At 54.9% G+C, this 23460-nt stretch carries 25 protein-coding genes and 2 riboswitches; of the genes, 10 read left to right on the top strand and 15 right to left on the bottom strand.

The annotated features are described in order from the left end of the window. Positions 1-175: 175 nt before the first annotated feature. Both ATG98_RS08810 and ATG98_RS08805 read left to right on the top strand, forming a co-directional pair. A complete protein-coding gene (locus tag ATG98_RS08810) occupies positions 176-961 on the top strand; it encodes a DUF1499 domain-containing protein (protein WP_098422640.1) in 786 nt (261 codons plus the stop codon). Continuing rightward, positions 961-3237, top strand: coding sequence for a mechanosensitive ion channel family protein (locus tag ATG98_RS08805; protein WP_098420698.1), 2277 nt, complete (start codon positions 961-963; stop codon positions 3235-3237). Before ATG98_RS08810 ends, ATG98_RS08805 begins: the two co-directional genes overlap by 1 nt. 81 nt (positions 3238-3318) lie before the next feature. Here the strand turns inward: ATG98_RS08805 and ATG98_RS08800 are convergent, their stop codons facing one another. The 3 genes from ATG98_RS08800 to ATG98_RS08790 form a co-directional block, all read right to left on the bottom strand. After that, on the bottom strand, positions 3319-4119 hold the full coding sequence (locus ATG98_RS08800) for a thiazole synthase (protein WP_098420697.1): 801 nt from the start codon (positions 4117-4119) through the stop codon (positions 3319-3321). Between the two features lie 96 nt (positions 4120-4215). Next, a complete protein-coding gene (locus ATG98_RS08795; RefSeq protein WP_218925851.1) occupies positions 4216-5532 on the bottom strand; it encodes an LLM class flavin-dependent oxidoreductase in 1317 nt (438 codons plus the stop codon). Further along, a complete protein-coding gene (locus ATG98_RS08790) occupies positions 5532-6305 on the bottom strand; it encodes a 3-oxoacyl-ACP reductase (protein WP_098422638.1) in 774 nt (257 codons plus the stop codon). The genes ATG98_RS08795 and ATG98_RS08790 overlap by 1 nt, the downstream gene beginning before the upstream one ends. A 47-nt stretch (positions 6306-6352) precedes the next feature. Beyond that, positions 6353-6449: riboswitch (TPP riboswitch) on the bottom strand. A gap of 89 nt (positions 6450-6538) precedes the next feature. Next, a riboswitch (TPP riboswitch) is annotated at positions 6539-6647 on the top strand. 119 nt (positions 6648-6766) lie between these two features. Between ATG98_RS08790 and ATG98_RS08785 the strand changes: the two genes are divergently transcribed. Next, a complete protein-coding gene (locus ATG98_RS08785; RefSeq protein ID WP_098422636.1) occupies positions 6767-8206 on the top strand; it encodes a sodium:solute symporter family protein in 1440 nt (479 codons plus the stop codon). 46 nt (positions 8207-8252) lie between these two features. Here ATG98_RS08785 and ATG98_RS08780 read toward each other — a convergent pair whose 3' ends face one another. From ATG98_RS08780 to ATG98_RS08765, 4 genes are all read right to left on the bottom strand, one after another. Then, positions 8253-9443, bottom strand: a complete 1191-nt coding sequence (locus tag ATG98_RS08780; RefSeq protein WP_143751449.1) for an alpha/beta hydrolase family esterase — start codon at positions 9441-9443, stop codon at positions 8253-8255. 32 nt (positions 9444-9475) lie between these two features. Continuing rightward, positions 9476-9892 carry a CopG family transcriptional regulator gene (locus ATG98_RS08775; protein ID WP_098420694.1) on the bottom strand — a complete coding sequence of 139 codons (417 nt, stop codon included), beginning with the start codon at positions 9890-9892 and terminating at the stop codon, positions 9476-9478. A 319-nt stretch (positions 9893-10211) separates the two neighbouring features. After that, complete coding sequence (locus tag ATG98_RS08770) at positions 10212-10457, bottom strand: TIGR03643 family protein (RefSeq protein WP_098420693.1); 246 nt, start codon at positions 10455-10457, stop codon at positions 10212-10214. A 77-nt stretch (positions 10458-10534) separates the two neighbouring features. Then, positions 10535-11287, bottom strand: a complete 753-nt coding sequence (locus ATG98_RS08765; protein WP_228706068.1) for an SOUL family heme-binding protein — start codon at positions 11285-11287, stop codon at positions 10535-10537. A gap of 86 nt (positions 11288-11373) precedes the next feature. Here ATG98_RS08765 and ATG98_RS08760 point away from each other — a divergent pair, with 86 nt between their 5' ends. Continuing rightward, positions 11374-11799: a universal stress protein gene (locus ATG98_RS08760; protein ID WP_098420691.1), complete on the top strand. Its 426-nt coding sequence runs from the start codon at positions 11374-11376 to the stop codon at positions 11797-11799. On the opposite strand, the gene ATG98_RS08755 is transcribed toward ATG98_RS08760, so the two are convergent. From ATG98_RS08755 to ATG98_RS08745, 3 genes are all read right to left on the bottom strand, one after another. After that, a complete protein-coding gene (locus ATG98_RS08755) occupies positions 11796-12770 on the bottom strand; it encodes a M23 family metallopeptidase (protein ID WP_098422634.1) in 975 nt (324 codons plus the stop codon). The two genes, ATG98_RS08760 and ATG98_RS08755, sit on opposite strands and share 4 nt — an antisense overlap. Before the next feature lie 73 nt (positions 12771-12843). Next, entirely contained in the window at positions 12844-13518 is a 675-nt protein-coding gene (locus tag ATG98_RS08750) for a hypothetical protein (protein ID WP_098422632.1), read from the bottom strand. Between the two features lie 117 nt (positions 13519-13635). Further along, positions 13636-14307, bottom strand: coding sequence for an SDR family oxidoreductase (locus ATG98_RS08745; protein WP_098422630.1), 672 nt, complete (start codon positions 14305-14307; stop codon positions 13636-13638). Between the two features lie 64 nt (positions 14308-14371). Here ATG98_RS08745 and ATG98_RS08740 point away from each other — a divergent pair, with 64 nt between their 5' ends. Then, the gene (locus tag ATG98_RS08740) at positions 14372-15205 is read left to right on the top strand and encodes a zinc-dependent peptidase (protein WP_098422628.1); all 834 of its coding nucleotides are present in this window, start codon (positions 14372-14374) and stop codon (positions 15203-15205) included. Positions 15206-15279: 74 nt separating this feature from the next. After that, entirely contained in the window at positions 15280-16296 is a 1017-nt protein-coding gene (ltaE, locus tag ATG98_RS08735; protein ID WP_098422626.1) for a low-specificity L-threonine aldolase, read from the top strand. Here the strand turns inward: ltaE and ATG98_RS08730 are convergent. The 3 genes from ATG98_RS08730 to ATG98_RS08725 form a co-directional block, all read right to left on the bottom strand. After that, positions 16265-16672 (bottom strand): hypothetical protein, encoded by a 408-nt coding sequence (locus ATG98_RS08730; RefSeq protein ID WP_098420685.1) that lies wholly within the window; start codon positions 16670-16672, stop codon positions 16265-16267. The two genes, ltaE and ATG98_RS08730, sit on opposite strands and share 32 nt — an antisense overlap. 143 nt (positions 16673-16815) lie before the next feature. After that, complete coding sequence (locus tag ATG98_RS21835; protein ID WP_179888095.1) at positions 16816-16992, bottom strand: hypothetical protein; 177 nt, start codon at positions 16990-16992, stop codon at positions 16816-16818. A gap of 70 nt (positions 16993-17062) precedes the next feature. After that, a complete protein-coding gene (locus tag ATG98_RS08725) occupies positions 17063-17407 on the bottom strand; it encodes a HigA family addiction module antitoxin (protein ID WP_218925850.1) in 345 nt (114 codons plus the stop codon). 198 nt (positions 17408-17605) lie between these two features. Between ATG98_RS08725 and rlmF the strand changes: the two genes are divergently transcribed. Next, positions 17606-18559: a 23S rRNA (adenine(1618)-N(6))-methyltransferase RlmF gene (gene rlmF, locus ATG98_RS08720; protein ID WP_098422624.1), complete on the top strand. Its 954-nt coding sequence runs from the start codon at positions 17606-17608 to the stop codon at positions 18557-18559. 49 nt (positions 18560-18608) lie between these two features. Here the strand turns inward: rlmF and ATG98_RS08715 are convergent, their stop codons facing one another. Further along, positions 18609-19919, bottom strand: coding sequence for a DUF2254 domain-containing protein (locus ATG98_RS08715; protein WP_098422622.1), 1311 nt, complete (start codon positions 19917-19919; stop codon positions 18609-18611). Between the two features lie 737 nt (positions 19920-20656). Between ATG98_RS08715 and ATG98_RS08710 the strand changes: the two genes are divergently transcribed. From ATG98_RS08710 to ATG98_RS08700, 3 genes are all read left to right on the top strand, one after another. Beyond that, positions 20657-21202 (top strand): GNAT family N-acetyltransferase, encoded by a 546-nt coding sequence (locus ATG98_RS08710; protein ID WP_098422620.1) that lies wholly within the window; start codon positions 20657-20659, stop codon positions 21200-21202. 84 nt (positions 21203-21286) lie between these two features. Beyond that, on the top strand, positions 21287-22390 hold the full coding sequence (locus tag ATG98_RS08705; RefSeq protein ID WP_179888093.1) for a histone deacetylase: 1104 nt from the start codon (positions 21287-21289) through the stop codon (positions 22388-22390). A 68-nt stretch (positions 22391-22458) separates the two neighbouring features. Next, the gene (locus tag ATG98_RS08700) at positions 22459-22938 is read left to right on the top strand and encodes an NADAR family protein (RefSeq protein WP_098420681.1); all 480 of its coding nucleotides are present in this window, start codon (positions 22459-22461) and stop codon (positions 22936-22938) included. Here ATG98_RS08700 and ATG98_RS08695 read toward each other — a convergent pair. Beyond that, positions 22935-23297: a hypothetical protein gene (locus ATG98_RS08695; protein WP_228706067.1), complete on the bottom strand. Its 363-nt coding sequence runs from the start codon at positions 23295-23297 to the stop codon at positions 22935-22937. The two genes, ATG98_RS08700 and ATG98_RS08695, sit on opposite strands and share 4 nt — an antisense overlap. Positions 23298-23460 lie beyond the last annotated feature (163 nt).

Genomic DNA, 23460 nt, shown 5'->3' with positions numbered 1-23460 from the left:
ACAGACACGCGATTATAGGAGGGTCGCTCGGCGCGACGCAAAAAAACTGCTGCGTGCCAGCGGTTAAGCCTATGTCGCCTTGAGACTGCACCTCATTGCACACTATGCTTGTTAGCAGAACCAAGCCAATGCTGCTCTTATTAAAAGTAGCTCAACAAAACCAGGAGTTATTACTATGTCATCGCTTTCACAACCCTATCGTCGCGGTGGCAAGTGGCCTGCACTGTGCGCCTGGCTGGCAGTCATCGCGCTGATGACCGCCAGCTCTCTGATGGCCGTATCGGGGCCAGCGTTTCGCATGGAATGGATCGCGCTGGGCGATGCCTTTAGCTGGCTGCGAATGGGCGCGCAACTGGCAGCGGTGGCTGCCATATTGGGCATACTGACCATTATAGTCGCAGGCCTTTGTAAACGTTGGGGTGCGGTTCTGACCGGCGCTGTGGCCGCCGTCGTGGCGGTTACGATGATTGCTATGCCGGTGCAAATGCAGCAACGGGCGCAAACGGTACCGCCTATTCACGACATTACCACCGACATGGACAACCCGCCGGCGTTCGTAGCCCTGGCCCGCGCCCGTGAAGAGGCGCCCAACGCTGTGGATTATCCCGGCATTGATACCGCGCGCCAACAACAGGTCGCTTACCCGATGCTGCAACCCATCACGCTAACGGTGCCTATGGCGCAAGTGCAAACAGCGACACGGGACCTGATTGCGGCTCGTGGTTGGAAACTGGCCGAGGCCAGCCCAGCAACCCTTGAAGAGACGGCCATCACTCTTGAAGCAACAGCCACCACCCGCTGGTTCGGCTTTAAAGACGATGTGGTAGTTCGCCTGACCGACACCAGCGATGGCGTGCGCGTAGACATGCGCTCCGCCTCACGCCTGGGCAAAAGCGACCTGGGCACTAACGCCGAACGAATACAGGATTTTCTGGAAGATCTACAACACGCGGTGCGCTGATGATGCTGCCGCAAGAAAAAGGCCAGCCCATGGGTTCCCGTTTTTTCACGGCACCCATTTTTGCGCTTGTTATCGGTGTTGCGCTGCTGTGCATGACGGTCACCGCAACCCAAGCCCAGGGATTGTCGCTACCAGCAATTCCAGGGTTATCCGGATCGGGCCAGGATGAACAGGAACAAACGGCTTCTGCGGAAGAGCTGAGCCAGTCACTTGAAATTACCATTCAAGCCCTGCAAAACGACAGCAGCCGCGAAGAGCTGATCAAACAGCTGCAAACCCTACAACAGGGTCTGCAGGCGCAGGCCAGTGAAGATCAGCGCAACTCGCCTGCTCAACAAGGCTTGCTGGGAGCGCTGGCCGAATTTTTTGACGATCTGACACGCTCTGACGGTGCCGCTGGTGAGTCACTGGGGCGCTGGAAAGTCAATTTTGACAACGCATTGAGCGCCAGCAAGGGATTGATAGCCGCTGCCTCATTCAAGGGGGTGGCAGAGACTGCCATCGGGCTGGCACTGGGGGTGGCGCTTCTGTACAGCCTGTCGCGCCTGGCCCGAATGCTGTTTATGCGCCGCGACTGGCCGCTGGAAATGCCCCGGCGCGCCAAGCCCTGGATGCTGATGGCGCATTTTGCGCGCCGGATCATTCCCTGGATTCTGACCCTGGTTGGCCTGTTCCTGCTGTTGGGCCTGCGCATGCTGGAAATTTCAGACGCCGCGCAAACCATCGTTCTGGTATTGGCTTATATCAGCCTGTGCGGGCGCCTTCTGACGTCATTATTCGATGTGATGATTTCGGTTTTCTCCAGCGGCCACCGAACCACCGCTGTTACTATTTTACACAGGCGCACGCTATTCCCCCTGTTCATTATTGGTGCTCTGTTCGCTTTGTCAGACGCTCTGGGGTCGTCAGAGCTGGTGTCGCAGCTAGGCGCCGATCTGGCCTCTACTTTGGCGCTGGTGTTCAGCATGTTTGGTGCCCTGCTGGCAATCTTCGTGATTATCCACAACCGCCGCCCGATCACTCATCTGATTCGTAACCAGCCGTATAACCAGCGCAAGAATCAAGGCGTATGGCGGGAACTGGTCGGCCTGCTAGCACGGCTCTGGCATATTCCGTTATTGCTGGCGCTTAGCGCCTCTATGGTCGCTGTTTTTGCCAAAGGCGGTTCAGGCGATGCGGCCTTGGGCAAAGCGCTTACGGTTTCACTGGTGCTGATTGTCACCCTGGCGGCGCAAGGCGTTGTCGGCATTCAAAAAAGCAGCTCTCGTCACAAATCCCTGAGTACCTTCAGCCGGCGCCTGGTGAAATTCGGCTACCGCCTGCTGCAAATTGCGTTATGGCTGGTCTTTTTTGAGATAGCGCTGCAGGCATGGGATTTGTCCCTGTTAGGGCTTGCCGACAAGCCATCCCTCAGTGCTGGCCTGGCGGACAGTTTGTTTGCACTGACGGTTACCGGGCTAATCGCCAGTTTGACCTGGACTTTTGCCGACGAACTTCTGGAGCGCGCTGTACGCCGCGGCGACCGTAAAAAACGCCTGAGGGCGGCCCGCGCCCAAACCATTGTTCCTATCGCCCGCAACACCATTCTGGTGACGATTATTGTGGTGGCCTTTCTGGTCAGCCTTTCCATTGTCGGGGTGGATGTAACACCGCTGCTGGCCGGTGCCGGTATTATTGGCCTGGCGGTCGGTTTTGGTGCCCAAACGCTGGTACAGGATTTGATCACCGGGCTGTTTATTGTGGTGGAAGATTCAATGTCGGTGGGCGACTTCGTGGAAATCAACGGCTTTATGGGCACGGTAGAAGGTTTCAATCTGCGTACCGTGCGGCTGCGGGATCTGGAGGCGGTGGTACACCACATTACCTTCAGCAAAATCAGCTCTATTCACAATATGTCGCGCCAGTTTGGCATTGCCCTGATAAAAATTCGGGTACCGCCGGAGCTGCCCATTGATGACGCCATCAAACTGATGACCGACACCGCAGAGGAACTGCGTGCAGACCCCGCCATGCGCTGGCTTATCTGGTCGCCCCTTGAGATGCAGGGTATTCAAGCGTTTGAAGATGGCTGCCCGATATTGCGCATGCGTATGCGCACCAAACCAGAGTACCAGTGGGATGTGTCACGAGCGTTCAATCTACTGCTGAAGCGGCGGATGGAAGACCTGTATCTGGACGTGGCCGCACCCCGCATCAGCGTGCAAATGGCAGCCGAAGGCGGCGCCCGTTCGCCAGGTCGCGGTGGTCCGGCCGTCAATATTGAAAAACAGGATTAACGGACCAGAAAAAAACAAGCTCCGCGAATATAACGGAGCCTGGCAACAGACAACTCTACTCTACATCTAAAAATAGCGGTGTCAGGCGCTGGCGATGCGCCCGGCCAGCGGTGATGACGGATCTGCCAGTTGGCGGCGGGGCATCCGCCCGGCCAGAAATGCTTCACGCCCGGCTTGCACCGCCAGGCGCATAGCGCGGGCCATGGCAACAGGGTCTGGCGAATGGGCAATGGCCGAGTTCATCAATACCCCGTCGCACCCAAGTTCCATCGCCATAGCCGCCTCGTGAGCGGCACCAATACCGGCATCCACCAGCACCGGCACACTGGCGCGCTCGACGATCAGGCGAATATTGTGGGGATTTTGAATACCAAGGCCGGAGCCAATCAACGAGCCCAAGGGCATAATCGCGCAGCAGCCGATTTTTTCCAGCTCCAACGCCACAATGGGGTCGTCGCTGGTGTACACCATCACGTCAAAGCCATCACGAATCAGCTCTTCGGCGGCCTTCAGGGTTTCCACCACATTCGGGTAAAGGGTGGACTCATCCCCTAGTACTTCCAGCTTGACCAAGTTGTGGCCATCCAGCAGTTCACGGGCCAGCTTGCAGGTGCGCACCGCAGAACGGGCATCGTAACAGCCAGCGGTATTGGGCAGCAGGGTGTAGCGGTTTGGCGGCAGGAAATCCAGCAGGTTGGGCTCGTCGGGATTCTGGCCAATGCTGGTGCGACGCACGGCAAAGGTTACGACCTCGGCGCCGCTTTCGTATAGCGCACGCGCGGTTTCATCGTAGTCTTTGTAGCGGCCGGTACCCACCATAAGGCGCGATGTGAACTGCCGCCCTGCGATCACCAGTGGTTTGTCCAAGGTTTGTTCTGTCATGTTGTGTTCCTGTTTGTGTGGGTACCTACTTGCACAAGCGGAGACTGTTGCAAGTGTTTGTACCGTGATTTGATATTGGGCAGCAAAAATAACGTTTCAGCGACGATCAGGCCTGGCCAACCCTAAATGTTCGCGCAGAGTGCTGCCCTGATACTCAGTACGAAACAGCCCGCGACCTTGCAACACCGGCACCACCTGCTCGATAAAGTCTTCAATACCACCGGGCAGCGACGGCGGCATCAGGTTAAACCCATCGGCGCCTTCGTTACGGAACCAGTGCTCCATCTTGTCGGCAATCTGCTCGGGTGTGCCAATCATGGTGCAGTGGCCACCCCCCGCCGCCAGCCGGCCTAACAGCTGGCGCAGAGTCGGCTGTTCGGTTTCGATAATGCGTAAAATGGTGCTGTAGCGGCCCTGCGGCCCGCTAAACTCTTCCAATGGCGGCAGCGCTGGCACCGGTGCATCTAGATCCCAGCCCGAACAGTCCTGGCCGATAAACATGGCCAGCTGGCGCAAAGATGAATCCACGGGTAACAGCTCGTCAAGCTCACGCTGTTTGGCTTTTGCTTCCGCTTCGGTGGGTGCCACGTAAGTGACCAAGCCCGGTAGGATCGGCACATACACCTCGCGGCCCGCGGCTTTCACCCGCTGTTTGATGTCGCGGTAATAGCTTTGCGCCGCCGGCAAATCGTAGGCAACGGCATAAATCGCCTCAGCGCATCTGGCCGCCAGCTCCCGCCCGGGCTCCGACGCGCCGGCTTGAAACAATACCGGGTGCCCCTGCACCGGGCGCGGCACGTTCAACGGTCCGTCTACCCGAAAAAACTCTCCTTGGTGGTTTATCGGTCGCACCTTGGCGGGGTCGGCGTAATGGCCTTGGCGATCAAACCGCAAAGCGTCATCAGCCCAGGAGTCCCACAATCCCAACACAGCCTGCACAAACTCGTCGGCGCGGCGGTAACGCTCGGCGTGGCCGGGCATAGCGTCATAACCGTGGTTGCGGGCTTCTACATCAAACATCGAAGTAACCACGTTCCAGCCAATGCGGCCGCCGGAGATATGATCCAGCGATGCGACTAAACGCGCGGCGTGAAACGGTGTGTAAAAAGTGCTGGATACGGTGCTGATAAACCCGATTTTTTCCGTGGCCCGGCTCATGGCGGCCATGGCCGTTAGCGGCTCCAGGTAAAACCAGCTGCCGTCTGACACATTGCCCGCCGAATTGCTGTCGGCGAAAAATACGGCGTCCAGCTTGCCCCGTTCGGCGGTTTGCGCCAGGCGCTCGTAATAGCGAATGTCTCCCAACTGCTCCACCGCCGACTGCGGGTGGCGCCAGGCTGCTCGATGATGGCCACAACCCATCAGAAACAGGTTGATGTGCATCATCCGTTGATGTGAACCGGAGGCCGCCATCAGTTTTTCACCAATCCGCCGTCTACCACCAGGTTCTGCCCGGTTACCGAGCGCGACCAGGGTGACGCAAAAAACAAGGTAGCATCGGCAAACTCTGCCGGCGTGGTCACCCGTCGCAACGGTGTGCTGGCGGCGATGAAATCGAACACCGCCTCAGGCGTTGCAGCAGATGCGTCCGTGGTGCGCAGTAGACCACCCGACACCATATTCACGGTGATGTTATCCGGGCCCAGATCCTGCGACAGGGTACGGGTAAGCGACAGCAAAGCCGCTTTACCCGCAGTGTAATCGTGGTACGGCACCACCGGGTTCTGGAACAAGTTTGTCCCCACATTCACAATGCGGCCAAAACCCTGTTCGCGCATACCAGCCAGCGCGGCCTGGGTGGTGTTCAGCGCGCCACCCACCACGCCGGCAAACTGCTGGTTCAGATTCTCCCAGGTCAGCTGATCCGCATTCGGGCGAGCATCGCCGTTGAACGAGAAATCTGGTAAGGCATTATTGATTACCGTGGTCACCGGAAACCCGAAATGTTGCCGGGCCTGGGCAAACATCGCCTGCACAGCGGCGCGGTCGGTCACGTCAGCCTGCACCGCAAGGGCACGTACCGGTTCTTCAGCGGCCAGTTTGTGCGCCGCTTCGGCGCTGTTGCGGTAGTTAATGACAACGTTGGCGCCTTCCCGCAAAAACGCGCGCACCAGGTGTTCGCCCAAACCGCGGGCAGCACCGGTTATCAAAACCAGCTGTTGATCAAGACGGACGGATTTGTGCATAGACACCTCATGGCTGAGGCGAAGGTATGAATGGACAGATTGGGTGCGGGCGCACCCTCTGACATCCCTTCGCCAGTATGAACTGGATCAGGTTCAACGGGTGTGCTCTCAGCCCTGCAAAGCAGGACACCCCGTGTCGAGCCAAAACCATAGCACAACGGCGGCACGAATATGCAGGCCAAACCGCCATTAATAGCGGCAATTGACAAGTACGAACAGACTTCCTACTCTATTGCCATTCCTGGGGGCGCCATTGCGATGGCTGAGACTCCGCACTTAGTGCGGTAACCCTTCGAACCTGATCCGGGTAATGCCGGCGAAGGGAAGGAAAACGCCTGCTTTACGCTTGCCTGTGCGCCCCTTTCTTTCCCCGCTGCTTGTCTTGGTTGTCCCGGTTGTACTATTGACCCGCCACCTTTGGCGATGACGCTCCCGCCTGCCGCGGCAAGGAAAATTTACCCATGCTCAGCACCTCTACCGCCCTTATATGGCTGGTTTTATTCGCCGCACTTTTTGCGATACCCGGCCTGATTTACGCCCGCCACAAGCAAGACAAACTGGACGACTTTCTGGTCGCCCGCAACAGCCAGAGCAGCTCTGCCACCCTGCTAACCTTGCTGGCAACCACCATGGGTACCTGGATTCTGTTTGGCCCGGCCCAGGCCGCCACCTGGGGTGGCATTGGTGCTGTGACCGGTTATGCTCTGGGTGCCCTGGCACCGCGGCTGATCATGATTCCCTTGGGCAAACGCATTCGAACATTAATGCCCGAAGGCCACACCCTCACCGAATTTGTGCTCGGCCGCTATGGTCGCGTTATGTACGGCTTCGTGCTGGTGATCATGGTTTTTTATCTGTTTATCAGCCTGACTGCGGGCCTGACTGCCATTGCCAAAATGGTGTCTTTACTAGCGCCGGTGCCCTTATGGCTAACCGCCAGCATCGTCATGGGCGCCACTCTGCTGTACACCCTGTACGGCGGCCTGCGAGTCACCATTTTTACCGACCGGGTACAAATGCTGGTGATTTTGCCCTTTTTGGCGCTATTAATTGGCTTTGGCTGGAAGGCCACCGGTGGTCTGGCCCCGGCGATTCAAGGTTTGCAGGAAAAAGCTCCACACCTGCTTAACCCACTGGACATCAACGGCCTGAAATCCGGCCTGACCTTTTTCCTGGCAGTGGTGCTGACCGGGTTATTTTACCAAGGCACCTGGCAGCGTATTTTCGCCGCCCGCGATAACAAGGTTATCCGCAACGGTTTTATCATCAGTGGTCTGTTGAGTTTCCCCATCATTTTCATCATGGGTTTGTTCGGGCTGGCGTTTGTAGGCCTGGGCTTGCCGGGTGACGGTTCGGTGGCGCTGTTCAGCGTGTTGCTGGCGGACGTACCCGTGTGGTTTGCGATTGGCCTGTTACCCTTTGGGCTGGCGCTGATTATGAGCAGTGCCGACTCCACCATCAGCGGGCTGACCAGCATCATGGTCATAGACCTGCGCCGGCTGCTGCCAAAGTTGAGCAACCATAGCCTGCTGTCGCTGTCCCGCTGGCTGATTGTGTTGTTGTCGGTACCGGTGCTGTTTGTGGCGGCCCAAGGTTACAGCGTGCTTTACCTGTTTCTGCTGGCCGATCTGCTGTGCTGCGCCGCTGCTTTCCCGGTATTTTTTGGCTTCTACAACGCCCGTTACCAAAGCTACAACGCCGCGATTAGCACGTTTGCCGGCCTGGCTACCGGGTTAATGCTGTTTCCCGCACCGGGGGCGCCGCTCACCTATTTGCTGGAATCTTTCCTGCTCGCAACCTTTGTACCCATTGCGGTGTCGTTATTGTTGCTGCTAATGCCAAAAGGAGAGCGCTTCGATTTTTCCATCTTGGCGCAGCAGGTGCGGAAGCTGGAAGGGTAATCTGCAGCCGCTAATAGCCGGCTTACGATTGCCCTTAACGTGACGTCTACCGCTGCTCGACTTTTGAATGCGTCAGGAAAAAGCGCAGCATTTCCCCAGTCGCATCCGGACCTTTCGGGTCGGTATACGAGCCTTGAGGCGCACCACCGGCCCAGGCGTGGCCGGCGCCGTGAATCGACCACTGTTCAACAATAGCCTTGCCGTTGGCATCATGATGAGTCGTGCGGGTATAGGCATGGCCGTTGGGCACCTTCCCTTGTTCACTTTTGATATCAATCGCGTTTTTCGGTCCGCTGCCCGAGCCGATAGAGCTAGAATACTGCGCCGCAACGCGGTCGCCATTGCCAGGGTGTACCGTGGTGTCGCGGTCACCGTGGAATATGATGGCGGGAATTTTCTGATCCATTGACGACATTGCGCCAGCACCCGCCCTCTTGTTATTACGGCTTGCAAGAGGCGCGGCATCACCTCGCATGGCCGCAAGTGCTGAAGGTATACTGTGTGCGGCACCGTGGGGAAGACCAGAATGAACGCCCACCGCTGCGTATAAGTCCGGGTGGGTCATTGCAAGGGTGGTTGCCATGGCACCGCCGGCGGACAATCCCGCCACATAAACCCGTTGCTCGTCCAACTTATACTCATCGACAATCTGCCGCGTCATACCGGCAAGAATTGCCGGTTCGCCGTTCTCGCGTTGTTGATCGCTTGGTTTGAACCAGTTCCAACACTTGGAGTGATTGACAAAAGCTGTTTGAGCGGGATAGAGCACCAGACACAACTGCGATTCCGCAAGCGTGTTCATACCCGTACCAGCCGCAAAATCATCCGGATTCTGGGTACATCCGTGCAGCATAACCACCAGCGGCAGGGACTGGCCGTGATAACCACTGGGAATGTACAGTTTGTAGTCGCGGCTGCCCGTTTGATTAGTAAAGGTGTCACTGTTAAACGTTGCACCTTCGGGTAGCGCTTCGACGGAAGATGCCAAACCTGTGCTCAACCCGTTCAAACCCGATAGTTTGCCGCGCAGAAGATCGCCCACAGGCTTAGCCCTGTCTGGCGTGCCTTGGCCCGCCATGCGTTCGGCTGACACAGGCTTGACCACTTTATTTAGGTTCGACGTGCCGTGCAACGCTCGCTGTATTATTGCGGTCGCTTCCTGCAGTTGGCCCGCTTGAGTCAATCGAGTGGCTTCTTTCAGATTGGCCATAAGCGTTTCGTTGATTGAACGATTCATGGAAATGTCCCTCGGCGTGAATGAATACACTACTAATAGATTCTGTCCGCCAAGGCGGCCTTGACCGCCTTGCTCGCTTGTAGAGCGCCTAGAACGGCAATCGATTCAATCGTCGCCAAGGCAAGCTCAGGGGAAACATCCTCGGCAATACTGGCAAGTCCCAGCACTTGAATCTGTAGTACTTCTCCCTTGGTTTGCAGCGCTTCAAGATCACGACGGCTGTAATACTGCAAGCCCAGCACATAGGTCTTGCGAGCAACCGTTTCCTTGACCACGTCCGCATGGACCGCTAACTGGTTGCGAATCGCCGTGCGGATCAGATCGCTGCGATTAGAATAAAACCCTTCTTGTACCAGCAGATCAATCTGCCCCAGGTCCACCACACCAAGGTTGATAGTGAGCTTTTCGGTGGTGTCGCCTGTCTTGCGTCGTATCTCATGCACGCTCATCGCTTTTCCTTGTTGATTAGCACTGGCCAAACACTTTAAAACTCCGTATGGAATCCAAATAGAATCCATATGGATGTTATATGGCGTATCTAGATGACTGTCAAGGAACAAATGGATCAGGCATAGAGGGGGCTGTAAGAAAAAACGCTGACGGCGTCCTGCGAAAGCGTCAGCTTATAGTTTGGCGTAAATACATCTACTAACGAAGCAGGTGCGACCGCTGGAGGGGCAAAAAATGCAGGATTAAAAGAACCAAGCACGCAGGTTGGAAGGCTAGACTGTGAAGGTGGAAAGGTTAGGCTGTGAAGGTGAAAAGGAATCAGCGTTGCTTGTATTGCGTCGGGCAATAACCCCGCCCTACGTCTGGGCTGCGCAGCTTCAGGTGTTTTGTTGCACGGCCGGACACCCGCGTTCGCCACAACCTGAAACTGCCGGGCTTGAGTGATTTTCGCATAAACCGGATAACCTCGGGTTCTGACAGTCCGTAAAGCTGCTGGATGGCCTCAAATGGCGTGCGGTCTTCCCACGCCATTTCAATAATTCGTGACTCGTCGACTGGGTCCATAGCGCGTGCTCTAGCTAAACAGAAGTGTTCAAAACATTACGTTTTCCCGCAGCGTTTGGATGCAGGCAATGTTGCGTTTACGGATTGTCTGACGGCATCGCGATCGGCATCAGAACTTCATTGCGCCGCAAAAACCAGGGCATAAAGGGCGGGTTATACCGCGCCCACACTGGCTCACCAATCATACTGAAGTCATTCTCCTTTACCCAGGCGTCCAACTTGTCCCTATGGTTCCGGTAACCCTTTTCACTCCAAGTGCCTGAGTAGCGAACCACAGCCATGCGCTGGATGGGAACCTGCCGTAGAGTTATTTTGGGGTTTTTGGGCTGGGGCACCGTCTCCAATGTATAAAACGCGGGCATCATAAAGCTTACGACCCAGCTGTCGTTTTCCCGCTTCTGACCCACCGGCGACGTCATATCAATCTTTTCGCTTTCGGCTTCCTGCGCAACCGGCGAGGTCATTTCGATTTTCTGCTGGGACGTGTTATCGCCGGAGATGTATTTGAACAACCGGCCGAAGGCCTTGTTGCCGGCGTTAGAAAACTTTCCGTCTACGACGGTTTCGGCCAGGATATGTGGCTCGTAATCGCGCACTTCAAAATCCTGATCTTTGTGTACAACGGTATATTCAGCTTCTTCTGTCGCCATAGCGTTGCCAACTCCGAGAATTGCCACAATCATCACCCAAACTGTCTGCTTCAGGTGGGCCATTAGCGTCCACCACCAAACGCTCTCTGAAGATTCATAGAAACACCTCTCTTTTTGTGTACCCTTGAAGTCTGGCATGAAAGACAGAAAGGCGCCATGTGCCGACTTTTTAGCCTTCATACGTGGCAATATCCGGGAATTACTGCCACGCTTTTGATGGTGGAAGGAAATGGCTCCGCACTTGAATTGGGATAGGGAGAAACGCTATGTATCGCAAAATTCTCGTGCCCGTCGACCTGTCACGTACGGCGCAAATGTCGAAGGCGCTCAACACGGCAATCGACATCGCCAAGCACTACAACGCCGCACTCTGCTACATCGCAGTCACCAACACAGCCCCATCCGCCGCCGCACACAATCCGGAAGAGCTGGCCAAAAAGCTCAACACTTTTGCCCAAGAGCAGGGAAAATTACACGGCGTCGCTACCGACAGCAAAGTGATCTCGACGGCAGATATCGCCGTGGAACTGGATGACCGTTTATTGGAAGCCATCAAAGAAACCGGTGCAGACCTGGTCATCATGGCGTCCCACCCGCCTGGCATCGGCGATCGACTGCACATTCTCCACTCGAATGGTGCAAACATCGTCAGACACAGTAACGTGTCGGTTTTCGTTGTGCGTGAGGATTAATCTTGTGCTGCGCCGGAGCCCGAGACCTTAATCCTGTCGTTTCGAATATAAAAGTCTCCGTTGATCGTCAGGGCCAGAGGCTGCCCACTTAGCGGAGCCTCTTCGGGCAGGCCTCTTTGGGCATGCACGTGCAAATGCGGCTCTGAACTGTTGCCGGAATTACCCATTTCCCCAAGCTTGTCCCCAATGTCCAGACTGTCTCCGGCGCTTACCTGAATACTGCCCTGGTGCAAATGCGCCAACACCACAAAGAAATCACCACAATCAACAGCGACGTAATTGCCCGCTATATTTTCGGGGTCCATTTCAGGAACCTGCATGTCCTGAACACCGTCCACGATTCTGGCGACTGCCCCGTTACACGGTGCTAATACCGGTGTTCCGAAGGTGACATAACGAGTTGGGTCAGCGGGTTGCCAGCCTTCTACATGACGGCCAAACGGCGTAATGCGGACAATGTCGAGCGCGCGGCTCTGGCCCCGCCAGGGCCGGAATCGCTCTACCGATTCGTCCAGTGTATGCAGGTGAATATTGACCAGGCTGCCTGAGCCCCCGTGCGCCACCAGATAGTCGCCCGCGCCGAAGGGCAGTGCGATATTCACCGTGTCTACTTGCGGGAGTTCACGGCCCAGCCACGCCAGATAACCCATATAGCCGCCAATCGCGCCCAACCCGGCTGCCATCAGCACCAACGTGGTTGGCCCGGCAGACGCTTGCCAGAATCCGTTGCCAAGCAAGTGGCCTCGTACAAGATGCCAGGCGATGGTCAACAGGAACACAACGCCGTAAAGATACGGCACCCAGAAAGGCGGCATGGTCCATAAAGCCGCGAGCCCTACCCCCAGAATAACTGCGCCAACCGAAATCGCCTGAAGCCCAAAGACCAGAACGCCAGCCGCCGGAAACCGTGCAAACCAAAACAGCAGCAGCACCGGCAGAAAAATCTGAGTAACCATGACCATCCAGGACATTAATCGGGTTCCTTAATTCAAGCTGGACTATTTATAAAGAGTGCCGACAGAGAGCGTTAATAACCAACGCTCTCTACCACGCCAGCCAGATGACATGCTTGGCACCCTTGCCGGGGCGATGAGCGCGCACAGTCACCGGCTCAACAGAAAGCCCGGTACGCTTGATTCTTTCGGTAAACGTGGGGTCTTGCCCTGCCGACCAGTAAGCCAGAATTCCTTCGGACGTCAGCGCAGCCTGGGCGGCGGCAATACCGGCGGCGGTGTACAGCCAGTCATTTTCCTTACGGGTCATCCCTTCGGGACCATTGTCGATATCCAGCAAAATGGCGTCATAATGGCCCGGCGAGTCTTTGATCAGCTGCACCACGTCGCCGACGTGCACTTTCGTTCTGGGATCATTCAAGGGATAACCCGCCGCAAGACCCAATGGCCCGCGATTCCATTCCACTACGTCTGGCACCAACTCGGCCACGGTTACTTCCGCCTTATCACCCAAAGCGCCCAGGGCCGCTGCCAGCGTAAAGCCCATACCCAAACCGCCAATTAACACGCGCGGTGTGGGGTGATCGGCAATCCGCTCGCAAGCGAGCGTTGCCAAGGCATCTTCGGAGCCATGAAGGCGGCTGTTCATCAGTTCACCGGGCTTGCCGGCAATTTTGATCGAAAACTCATCATTGCGCTGAAGCAGGCGCAACTCCGTGCCTTTACCCGGAATGGTGGCGGTACCCAGCAGTTCAAAACGGGCCATAAAAACCTCAAAAGTCGTCAATACACCGGCAAAGGATTCGCCCCAATATCAAGGCGCGGCACTCTATATTCAAGCGAAACATTCTACCACGCCGTTCCTTCTACCCTTTACCTCTACTTACCAAGGCAACTTCTCACCGTTGCTGTGCCAGAAGGACCCGGAATTCTCCAGATTCAGCCCTTCAATCAGCGCAACCAACCCTTTCGCAGAGTCTTCTGGGGTAATCAGCCCGCCGAAATTCACCATGCGCGTTTTCACATAGCCCGGGTGCAGCTGGGCGACAGCGATACCGCGAGGCTTCAAGTCTACCGCCAAAGATTTCGCAAACGCGTTCAATGCGGCTTTGGAGGCACGATAACCGTAGCGACCACCGGAGTCGTTATCAGCAATCGACCCCATGCGGCTGGTAATATTCGCGATCTTTCCACCGGAAGGCATTTGCGGGAACAGGGCTTCGGCGATTCGCAGCGGCGCGTAGGCATTGATTTCCATCTGGGTGCGCAAGGAGTCAAAATCGATGCTACCCAGTACTTCGTCCTGCAACAGACCCGCGTTGTTAATCAGCACGTCGATTTGAACGCCCTGCAGGCCGGCCATCAGCTTTTCCACACCGGTGTCGGTTGTAACATCTACACCGTCAACAACCTTGGCAGCCGCTTCCGCCAGCTCGGCCGAGGTTTCACGACACACGCCAATCACCTCACAGCCCTTTGCGGCAAAAAGCCGGGCTAGCTCCAGGCCTATTCCACGGTTGGCACCGGTGATCACCACTACTCGTTTATTCGACATAACAACACCTCATAGATGAATAGGATAAGATGGCAGAACGCCCTCTAAACAGGACACAGCCACATTGTCTTCGCCATTTGTCTTCGCCGTGTTTGCTCTGGCGCTCATCGATTTCGCGATATTTTACCTGTTTTTCTACCGCAACTGGCGGCGACAGCGTGAACTGCAACAGCCTTTTCCAAAAGCCTGGCGCAAGTTGCTGCAGGCCCATATGCCACTCTATCAAAAACTTCCCCCACCCTTGAAAAAGCAGCTGAAAGAATACATTCAGCTTTTTCTTTCCGAAAAGGAGTTCTACGGCTGCGCCGGTTTTCATGTGGACGAGCGGGTAAAAATTACCATTGCCAGCCACGCCTGTTTGCTTATTCTGGCACGCCCCTATGCCTCTTATGACGATGTTCGCAGCATTTTGGTGTACCCGGATGTGTATCGCGTACAAACGGCCCAGAGTGATGGCATCGTAGTGAGTGTTAGTGATCAGGTTCGTGCGGGCGAGGCATCTAACCGGGGGCAAGTGGTGTTGGCGTGGTCTGAATGCGAGGAAGGCGCGATGAATTCAGACGGCCCGCACAACGTTATTCTTCATGAGTTCGCCCACCAACTGGACTACCTGGACGGCACCGCAGACGGCGCGCCGCCGCTCAGCGGCGAGCAAGCCCAAGTGTGGCAACAAACCATGACCAAAGCGTATGAGAACCTGCGATCCAGCTTGCAGCATCATCAAAAAAGCTGGCTAGACCCCTACGGTGCAACCAAGCCTGCCGAGTTCTTTGCGGTGCTGACAGAAGCCTTTTTTCAGCAGCCAAAACACCTAAAAGCCGAACAACCGGACGTTTACAATGCACTGTGCGGTTTTTATCGGCTGGACCCCATAGACTTCAGCCGCTACGAAGGTTGAACCGCGCTCTACCTTTGACTGTAGAATGCCACGACCTATCTCACACCTTAGCGATGATGCAAAAGAGCGCCACCATGATTGATTTTCGCAGTGACACCGTTACCCGCCCTACCCGGGAAATGCGCGAGGCCATGGCCTACGCCGAGGTTGGTGACGATGTGTACGGTGAAGACCCAACAGTGAACAACCTGCAAGCCTACGCAGCCGAGCGGCTGGGCTTCGAGTCTGCCTTGTTTACGGCCAGCGGCACCCAGGCCAACCTGTTGGCCATCATGAGCCACTGCGGTCGCGGCGACGAATATCTGTGTGGCCAGTCAGCGCACAACTATCGCTACGAAGGCGGTGGCGCCGCCGTACTTGGAAGTGTGCAGCCTCAGCCTATAGAGAATGAGCCCGACGGCAGCATCAACCTCGACAAGGCCCGCGCAGCGATAAAACCCGGTGACTTTCATTTCGCCATAACGCGCCTGCTATCGCTGGAAAACACCATCGGCGGCAAAGTGCTGTCACTGGACTACCAGCGCCAGGCTCGCGCCTTTTGTGATGACCACCGGCTGCAGCTTCACCTGGACGGAGCTCGAATATTTAACGCAGCGGTAAAATCAGACTGTGATGTAACGGACATAACCAAACACTACGATTCCGTCAGTGTTTGCCTGTCGAAAGGATTGGGCGCCCCGGTGGGATCGCTGTTGCTGGGTTCAACAGCCTTTATTGAGCGAGCAACACGCCTGCGCAAAATGCTCGGCGGCGGCATGCGCCAGGCCGGCATACTGGCAGCAGCCGGGCGAATCGCCCTGGAGCAAGGGCCACTGCGACTGCAAGAAGACCATGAAAACGCCCAAGGCATGAGTACCGGGCTTGCCGCCATTTCAGAACTGGAAATTGACCCCAGCCGCACCCAGACCAACATCGTTTACGCCCGCTGCCGCTCTGGCAAAGCCGCGGCGCTGCGCGATTATCTGGCGAGCCAGGGCATTCTCATCACCGCCGGTGAGCCGATTCGCTTTGTGACCCACCGAGACCTTGATAACAACGATGTAAACCAGCTATTAAAAGCTATTCAGCGGTTTTATCAGCAGCAGCCTTAACAGTCGACTGGGGAAGGTTGCCACCCAACATGTTTTCAACGACAGCCGCATTATAGAAGGCTTCAACCTTTTGGATTTTGTCCCCTAGAACACTAAACCAGACTGCAAGCCGCACATCGCCAATCGGTTCAAAATTGGTCCGGTAATCCAGAATTGCGAACACGTGTTCTTCATCGGCACTGAGCTGACGGAGAATCAGGGCTTTTTGAATGGCGACCATCCCGAATTGGTAGGCCATCAAGTCATCCGGATTCACGAAACGCATGTTTGGCCCAACATATTCAAATCCGTCCGACACCAGCAAGGCCTTTGCCTCATCGAAACGCTGGGCTTGGATATCAGCAACGAACTGCGCCACGAGGTCTTTTGGCTTCATCAATAGACTCCACTTCTAATACGGGAATGGTTTGAATACCCAGAAACTTGCTAAGCTTTAACGCCGCTATAAAAGGCGTTTCTTTGTACAGCAGTGCTTTCTAATGAGCTTGACAAGAACTTCAGTGCCAACCAACGGACACATCAGTCATTTTTCGGGGTAACCGGCTTCGGGGTAACCGGCTTCGGGCCTGCAGGGGCAATTTGCCCACTTTTACCTTTAACGACATAATGAACCGCTCCGCCAGCCTTTAAAAAAGCCGCTGTTTGCTCTTCAATTGAGGCCGTTGTTACTGAACCTTTTGCGGGTTTCTTGCTCATAATATTCTCTCGGTTAAATGTTGGTTTATCTGTCCATTTCAACAATGTCTAAGCTCGCTGCACGATCTGGTTATGCAGCGTCTAACGGTGTGATTCGGTCAACTTCTTCCTTGACCGATAGCGCTGCAGTCCACAAATCAACAGCGCGCTGCGCATTCAGCCAAAACTCCGGAGAATTACCAAACAAACGCGCAAGCCGTAGTGCCATTTCAGGGCTGACCGCACGGCGCTCTCGCAGCAGCTCATTGACGGACTGGCGAGATACCCCCAAAGATTCAGCCAATCCAGCAACCGTTAAGTCGTAGTCTGGGATGAAACTCTCTCTTAACATTTCACCAGGATGGGTCGGCTTGTGCTGCAGACTGCCAGTGTCAGGAATAGCCACAGTTAATATCTCTCCCAGTGGTCGTTGCATGTGACCTTGCACGTATTACCATCGTCAAAATAAAAGCACATACGCCACTGGTCATTCATCGAAATCGTTTGCGGCTCCTGCCTGCCAAGTTTCGATCGCGGACCGCGAGTGTAATTTGTCACGTTACACATGTCAATTGATGGTCACGCGACGGCGACTTCGTTTCACTTTTAAATTCTAAACTTCGGATATATTACTGTGAGCGCACTTTACCGACGTGAAAAGAACCAAACCAAGCCTGATCGCAAGAATCTACACCCGAGAAATCTGCACAAGCAGGGCTATGATTTCCCATCGCTTGTAAAAAGCTGTCCGCCACTAGCCCCCTATGTACACACAAACGCTTACGGCAACCTTTCCATAGAATTCGCAGACCCACTGGCCGTAAAAGCTCTGAATACCGCGCTATTAAAGCAATATTACCGCGTTATCGATTGGGATATTCCAGAGGGCTCGCTTTGCCCACCCATTCCAGGCAGAGCCGACTACATCCATTACATAGCCGAGCTGCTTGGCGTTGGCGAGCCTACGACAAACCAGGCTAATACCCGGCCCAATATTTCCTTACTGGATATAGGAACGGGTGCGAATGGGATATACCCGCTATTAGCCTGCCAGATATACGGTTGGCAGTGTGTGGGTAGTGATATTAACCGTCAGTCACTTGAAAACGTAGCCTCGATTATCGCTAATAACCCCTCGCTAAAAGACCGTTTCACACTGCGCACGCAACACGATAAAAATCACATTTTTGAAGGGATCATTCAAACCGGGGAATTCTTTGATGTCAGTGTATGCAACCCGCCGTTTCATGGGTCGCAAGAGGAAGCTCTAGCAGGCAGCCAGCGTAAAATTAACAACCTTGCTCGTCATCGCGGTGAGCAAAAAATTACGTCTTCCACTCTGAATTTTGGCGGCCTGGAGGCCGAGCTATGGTGTAAAGGTGGCGAACGGCTGTTCCTTAAAAAACTCATAAAAGAAAGCCAAGTTTTTTCAACTCAATGCCGCTGGTTTACAAGCCTGGTTTCGAAAATTGACAATGTAAAGCCGGCAAAAAAACTGATTCTTAAGCTTGGCGCAATTGACGTACGGGAAATAGAAATGAAGCAGGGCAAAAAAACAACGAGAATATTGGCTTGGACATTTATTTAAAGAAGAGCCAGAAGAGGCCTACCTCTTCAATCTCTGCGCCGATCATCAATTACCTGGCCGAAAACGCAGCCGCTCTGACAACAGCATCAATATCGCCTGAAAGGGACATGGCGTGCTTCGAACGATTCAGTGCCATCCGTGAATGTTTTTTGGCGGCGGCCGCCATCGCCTTGTCACCGGCTTCAGCCAACGCGCAAAAAGCTTTCTGCAGTCGGATGGAAACTTCAACCATACCCGCGCCGTCACGGGCAATAGCTGTGAATGCATCGTCAAACAAGTCGTCGATCACCAGTTCCGGAACCGATACACGGTCATAGGTGATCGCCTGTAACCTCTCTTTTTTAAGTGGGGATTGCCAAATCGTAAACAGCCGCACCATCGTTCCAATGACGTTGATCGCAGTTCCCGGGTCGTTGATGCCAGGCGACAGCGCCTTGTCGGCGATCTCGGACAGCGCAAGAAGTCCGAAACGGGGGTCGTCTTCAAAGGTGCGGTTGCTACTGACCGTGAAGGCGCTGGCAAACACATCTGGCTTAAACGTCTCGCTCTCATTTTCCTCCTCCTCAACGCCTCCGTCGGCGCACTTGTCGACACGAAGCAGTGGTTGGCCTGCGCTCACAAATGTACCCGGCAGTGCCGTCACCATCACGCGGCAATTGTGTGCTTCAGCGCGGGATTGTAGGGCCCCCAGATCAATGTGTTGCACATAGCCAACCGTCGACGAATAGACTAATACCCCACTGCCCTCAACCTGATGCAGGGAGGCTGTCAAAGCGCCCAGCGTGGGGCCATGACGGCGACGATCCAGTGCATCGCCGGCTGCCTTTTCCACTTGCTCAATGGTGTTTACTACCCGGCCCAGACGAGCGATTCTGTCGACCCAGCGAACGAACGTGATAACGACAATGGCGAACACTAAAAGGGTAAGCACAAAGATCGCAAACCGGCCGGCAGAATCAAACATCTCATTCTGAACGGCTATCAGGGAAACAATACTGAAAATGAAGGCGCCTATAAACGCAGACAAAGCGTTCTGGGTAACGTCATCAGCAATAACCAACGGTATGGAACGAGGTGTCGCACCAGCGCTGGCCGATGCATAGGCGGCAACCATGGAGCCTACCGCAAACGTCGCAATAACCAGCATGCTGGACGCCATGATAGACAGTAGCGATTCAACAGATTCTAGGGTGACATCGGGTAACACGCCGGATAGGCCTGCATCGTCAGCAAGCTTGGCGAGGAATGTACCGCCAACAGAAAGCACGCCAAGCACCAGTGGTTTGACCCACAAACGCTCTTTGATTCGGCTGAAAAAAAAGCGCAGCCTGTCTGAACTCAACAGTGGTGATTCGGCCATAATTGCATCCTTTGCGGTTGTGTACAGGATAGCTCAAAGGTTGCCCGGATGGTCTATCCAGTAGGAAAAGCCGAACGTCATACACACACCAACAAACACACCTTTTTATACCAACGCTTTAAGCAAATCCTTTTCGATTTAATCGTCCGTGTGTGCGCCGCCGCACCGAACGCAAGTAAGCAGCGTGAGTATGCTGAGCATGGGTGCCTTAAGGCCCCTTCGATTCCCAATCATACGTGAAAGGTATTTCTCATGAACAACATTGTCTACATAGTCGGCGCAGTCGTTATCGTTATCGCAATCCTGTCTTTTCTGGGCCTGGGTTGATTGATTGGGGACCGGCCAACAGAACCTGGAAGCCGGGACTCGAATCGCCAACTACCCCTGACTAATGGGGGTCGCCAACAGCATACACGCCTATCTGGACAGAAGGTGCGGCATCAGCCAACCGCACCAGCTCTGCAAGAAGTCGTAAATCTATTGAAATTATCCATACCCGGGATAATAACCCCCAGCAGCTGCCGCTACCGTGATCACCCCCATGAATACTTCCAACGATGCTTGAAATCAGGCCGTATCTTTCGTTGCGTGTTAAGTTGCCGACAGGGTGGTGCAGCAACTTCTTGAAAAAACGACTAAGCTGACCAAAGAGCTTTTAATAAAGGTAAATGGTGAGATACGACTCCGATTAATCATCAGAGTGATTTGTGCTTCGCCATTCAGTTTCAGGAGTTTTTATGGCCAGAAAGAAAGCCAGTAAAGCGGCCTTTGTGCTTCGGGAAGCACGTGAAGGGGACCTTCCGGTACTCGTGAAGTTTCTCGCCAAACTGGCGTTGCATGTCTCTGGCGCCCCGCCACAGAACCTTAAGAAAAACGAACATAACCGACTGTTGGACGTATTACGCTCCTCACTGGGAGACGATAACAAGCTGTTGACTGTGGCAGAGAACCCGGATGCCGGCATCATCGGAATGGGCTATATCTATGTGTGGCACAGTCAGGGAATCTGGGAACAGGCGGAAGCGTTGGTTTACAGGTCGGGAATCATTGACGATGTATGGGTGGAGCCCGAGTTTCGGAATCTCGGTATTTTCAGGGCGCTGTTACAGGAGTTGGTTAGATTTGCGGAAAGCCATAATGTGCATGAGCTGATTCTCGAATACGCTGAGTCTAATAAAGAGGCCAAGGCCGCCTGGGCCAAATTGGGCTTTAAAACCACCGGCATTCGTGCCGCAGCCTTCACCTCGACTGTGAAGGAAGCCCTTGCGTCACAGCAACTATGAGAAGCCTGCTGAACCCGGTTCGAAACCGTATCGAAACGACAGCTTCGACAGGCAACCGAAAGAGCTCAAGAAGGAGAGTGTCTTGTGATTGGCGATCGCAGTGTCAATGTGTTTTATGATGAAATAATGCTGGGGCACAATCCCGAGGTAGACCTGCCTTTTATTCCTAGCCGGGTAGAAAAGCGAGTCAGGACTATTCTCCAGGGACTGGATTTTAAATGGAGCTATCCTGAACATCCGGGCCGGTTGGCGGCGATCAAAGCGCATCTGGATAAAAACCCCATACCCGGTGTCCAGTTCCAGTCAGGAGCGCCTGCTGCCACCTACGATCAGCTGGCACGCGTGCACATCACGTCCTATCTGGACCATCTTTTTTCACTGGATGGCAAACGCGCCTGGCTCGACAGAGACACCACGGCGGTGTCCCCCGACAGCATCAAAGCGGCAAGAGCGGCAGCCGGCAACGCCATTGCTGCCGTGGAAAGCGTTTGCAAAGGTGAGGCACAAAGCGCCTTCGCCCTTGTGCGCCCGCCAGGACATCACGCCGAGCCCGTGCGGGCAAGGGGTTTCTGCCTACTGAACAACGTTGCCGTGGCGGCTGCCCATGCCCAGGCAAAGCTGGGCTGTGAACGTGTCCTGATCATTGACTGGGACGCGCACCACGGCAATGGCACCCAGGATATTTTCTGGGCAGATCCGGATGTGCTGTTCTTCGACACCCATTGCGCTGCACCGTTTTATCCCGGATCTGGTCTGATTGAAGAGGTGGGTGTTGGCCTGGGTGAAGGTTACACCATCAACGTCCCCCTTCCGGAAACCGCCGGCGACATTGCCTACGAGAAGGTCTTCCGAGACATACTGACGCCGGCCGCAGAGCACTTCAAACCAGACCTGGTGCTGGTCTCGGCGGGGTTTGACCCCCACCACAACGATATGGCGATGAACCTCACCTATGACGGTTTTAAAGTGCTGACCAGAATCGTTCAAGACATTGCTGACACCCACTGCGAAGGCAAGCTCGCGTTCGTTTTAGAGGGTGGGTACAACCTTTCCTCGCTGGCCGAAGGTGTTCACGCGGTGCTTGAGGTGCTGGCGGGTGGCGACGTACCCAAACTCTGGGAAGCGGGCGCCAAAGAAGCGGAAGAAGCCGCAGAGTTCCACCGCTCGGCTTTCAGCGACGAAGAATAAGTGTTCAACCTGGCACGGTACACTCCTTATTTGGTGTATTGACTCACTCTCTTGCAGCGACGGCCATCATGTCCCTATTTCCATCAGACGACAGCGAAAGCAGTCTATTTACCTCCCGTACCGATCCGCATAGCCCCTTCGGGACCTACGCCCGCTACAGTTTCGAGCTGGAGGGCAAAGTGTGGCCGTCGTTGGAACATTATTTTCAGGGTATGAAGTTTACCGATGACGTCCACCAGGAACAGGTGCGAAACGCGATATCACCAACTGAGGCCCGCAAACTGGGCCGCAAACGCTGGAAGAGTTTTCGCAGTGACTGGAAGCGGGTGCGTGAAACCGTTATGACCCGGGGCGTCTACACCCGTTGCCGCACTCACCCTGAGCTGGCGGAAGCGCTTCTCAACACCGGCGATCAAAAAATCGTGGAAAATAGTAATTTTGATTATTTCTGGGGTTGTGGACGGGATCGCCGGGGCGATAACAAGTACGGCCACGTATTGATGAACGTTCGGGCGAAGCTTCAGGAAGAGCGGGCGGGCAGCCATTAACCTTCTTTTTCGATCATTCCGACAATCTCATGCGACGTCTGCACCATGGGCTCGAAATGCGCATGCTCCCCTGCGGTCAGAACCGACACGTGTCTGACCTGATAAACCGCATAGCCGGGCATAAAAAAGCCAATCCAGATTGTTGAAAACTTCTGACCGTCGGCGGTCACTGCCAGCAAAGTGTTAAGTAGACCACTGCCGAGCTGTAATAGTGCGACGCTGCCCAGAATCGCACCAATGGGGCGCATAAGAGACCAGATAGGAACCTCCTGACTTAGCCTTGCTTTTGGGGCGTGTTGCCCGCGGCCTGCAAGCACTTGGGGATTGTTCTTGTCTTTATGCACCGCCTTTGTGATCACGTGTGAGCTGTGAATATTGCAAGAGCTAGGCCATGCACGGAAATGTCTATATCACTATGATCACATTACGTATTTTCAAACTTCATGGGCAGAATACCGGTGTTGCCGCCAACTTCCGGTATGAAAACTGCATTGATAGTTTGTAGGGTCCCCTAGTTCAGCA

Origin of the sequence: Marinobacter sp. LV10R520-4, assembly GCF_002563815.1 — a bacterium.
Lineage (GTDB): Bacteria > Pseudomonadota > Gammaproteobacteria > Pseudomonadales > Oleiphilaceae > Marinobacter.
This window is presented reverse-complemented; position numbering and strand designations above follow the sequence as displayed.

Bases quoted from the DNA above. Each gene is read 5' to 3' on its own strand.
- ATG98_RS08760 (WP_098420691.1), top strand. From the start codon at position 11,374: ATGTATCGCAAAATTCTCGTGCCCGTCGACCTGTCACGTACGGCGCAA.
- ATG98_RS08765 (WP_228706068.1), bottom strand. From the start codon at position 11,287: ATGAAGGCTAAAAAGTCGGCACATGGCGCCTTTCTGTCTTTCATGCCA.
- ATG98_RS08805 (WP_098420698.1), top strand. From the start codon at position 961: ATGATGCTGCCGCAAGAAAAAGGCCAGCCCATGGGTTCCCGTTTTTTC.
- ATG98_RS08795 (WP_218925851.1), bottom strand. From the start codon at position 5,532: ATGGCGGCCTCCGGTTCACATCAACGGATGATGCACATCAACCTGTTT.
- ATG98_RS08725 (WP_218925850.1), bottom strand. From the start codon at position 17,407: ATGCAACGACCACTGGGAGAGATATTAACTGTGGCTATTCCTGACACT.
- ATG98_RS08750 (WP_098422632.1), bottom strand. From the start codon at position 13,518: ATGGCCCGTTTTGAACTGCTGGGTACCGCCACCATTCCGGGTAAAGGC.
- ATG98_RS08730 (WP_098420685.1), bottom strand. From the start codon at position 16,672: ATGAAGCCAAAAGACCTCGTGGCGCAGTTCGTTGCTGATATCCAAGCC.
- ATG98_RS08775 (WP_098420694.1), bottom strand. From the start codon at position 9,892: ATGAGCGTGCATGAGATACGACGCAAGACAGGCGACACCACCGAAAAG.
- ATG98_RS08780 (WP_143751449.1), bottom strand. From the start codon at position 9,443: ATGAATCGTTCAATCAACGAAACGCTTATGGCCAATCTGAAAGAAGCC.
- ATG98_RS08790 (WP_098422638.1), bottom strand. From the start codon at position 6,305: ATGCACAAATCCGTCCGTCTTGATCAACAGCTGGTTTTGATAACCGGT.
- ATG98_RS08755 (WP_098422634.1), bottom strand. From the start codon at position 12,770: ATGTCCTGGATGGTCATGGTTACTCAGATTTTTCTGCCGGTGCTGCTG.
- ATG98_RS08700 (WP_098420681.1), top strand. From the start codon at position 22,459: ATGTCCCTATTTCCATCAGACGACAGCGAAAGCAGTCTATTTACCTCC.
- ltaE (WP_098422626.1), top strand. From the start codon at position 15,280: ATGATTGATTTTCGCAGTGACACCGTTACCCGCCCTACCCGGGAAATG.
- ATG98_RS08715 (WP_098422622.1), bottom strand. From the start codon at position 19,919: ATGGCCGAATCACCACTGTTGAGTTCAGACAGGCTGCGCTTTTTTTTC.
- ATG98_RS08710 (WP_098422620.1), top strand. From the start codon at position 20,657: ATGGCCAGAAAGAAAGCCAGTAAAGCGGCCTTTGTGCTTCGGGAAGCA.
- ATG98_RS08810 (WP_098422640.1), top strand. From the start codon at position 176: ATGTCATCGCTTTCACAACCCTATCGTCGCGGTGGCAAGTGGCCTGCA.
- ATG98_RS08770 (WP_098420693.1), bottom strand. From the start codon at position 10,457: ATGGACCCAGTCGACGAGTCACGAATTATTGAAATGGCGTGGGAAGAC.
- ATG98_RS08745 (WP_098422630.1), bottom strand. From the start codon at position 14,307: ATGTCGAATAAACGAGTAGTGGTGATCACCGGTGCCAACCGTGGAATA.
- ATG98_RS08800 (WP_098420697.1), bottom strand. From the start codon at position 4,119: ATGACAGAACAAACCTTGGACAAACCACTGGTGATCGCAGGGCGGCAG.
- ATG98_RS21835 (WP_179888095.1), bottom strand. From the start codon at position 16,992: ATGAGCAAGAAACCCGCAAAAGGTTCAGTAACAACGGCCTCAATTGAA.
- ATG98_RS08785 (WP_098422636.1), top strand. From the start codon at position 6,767: ATGCTCAGCACCTCTACCGCCCTTATATGGCTGGTTTTATTCGCCGCA.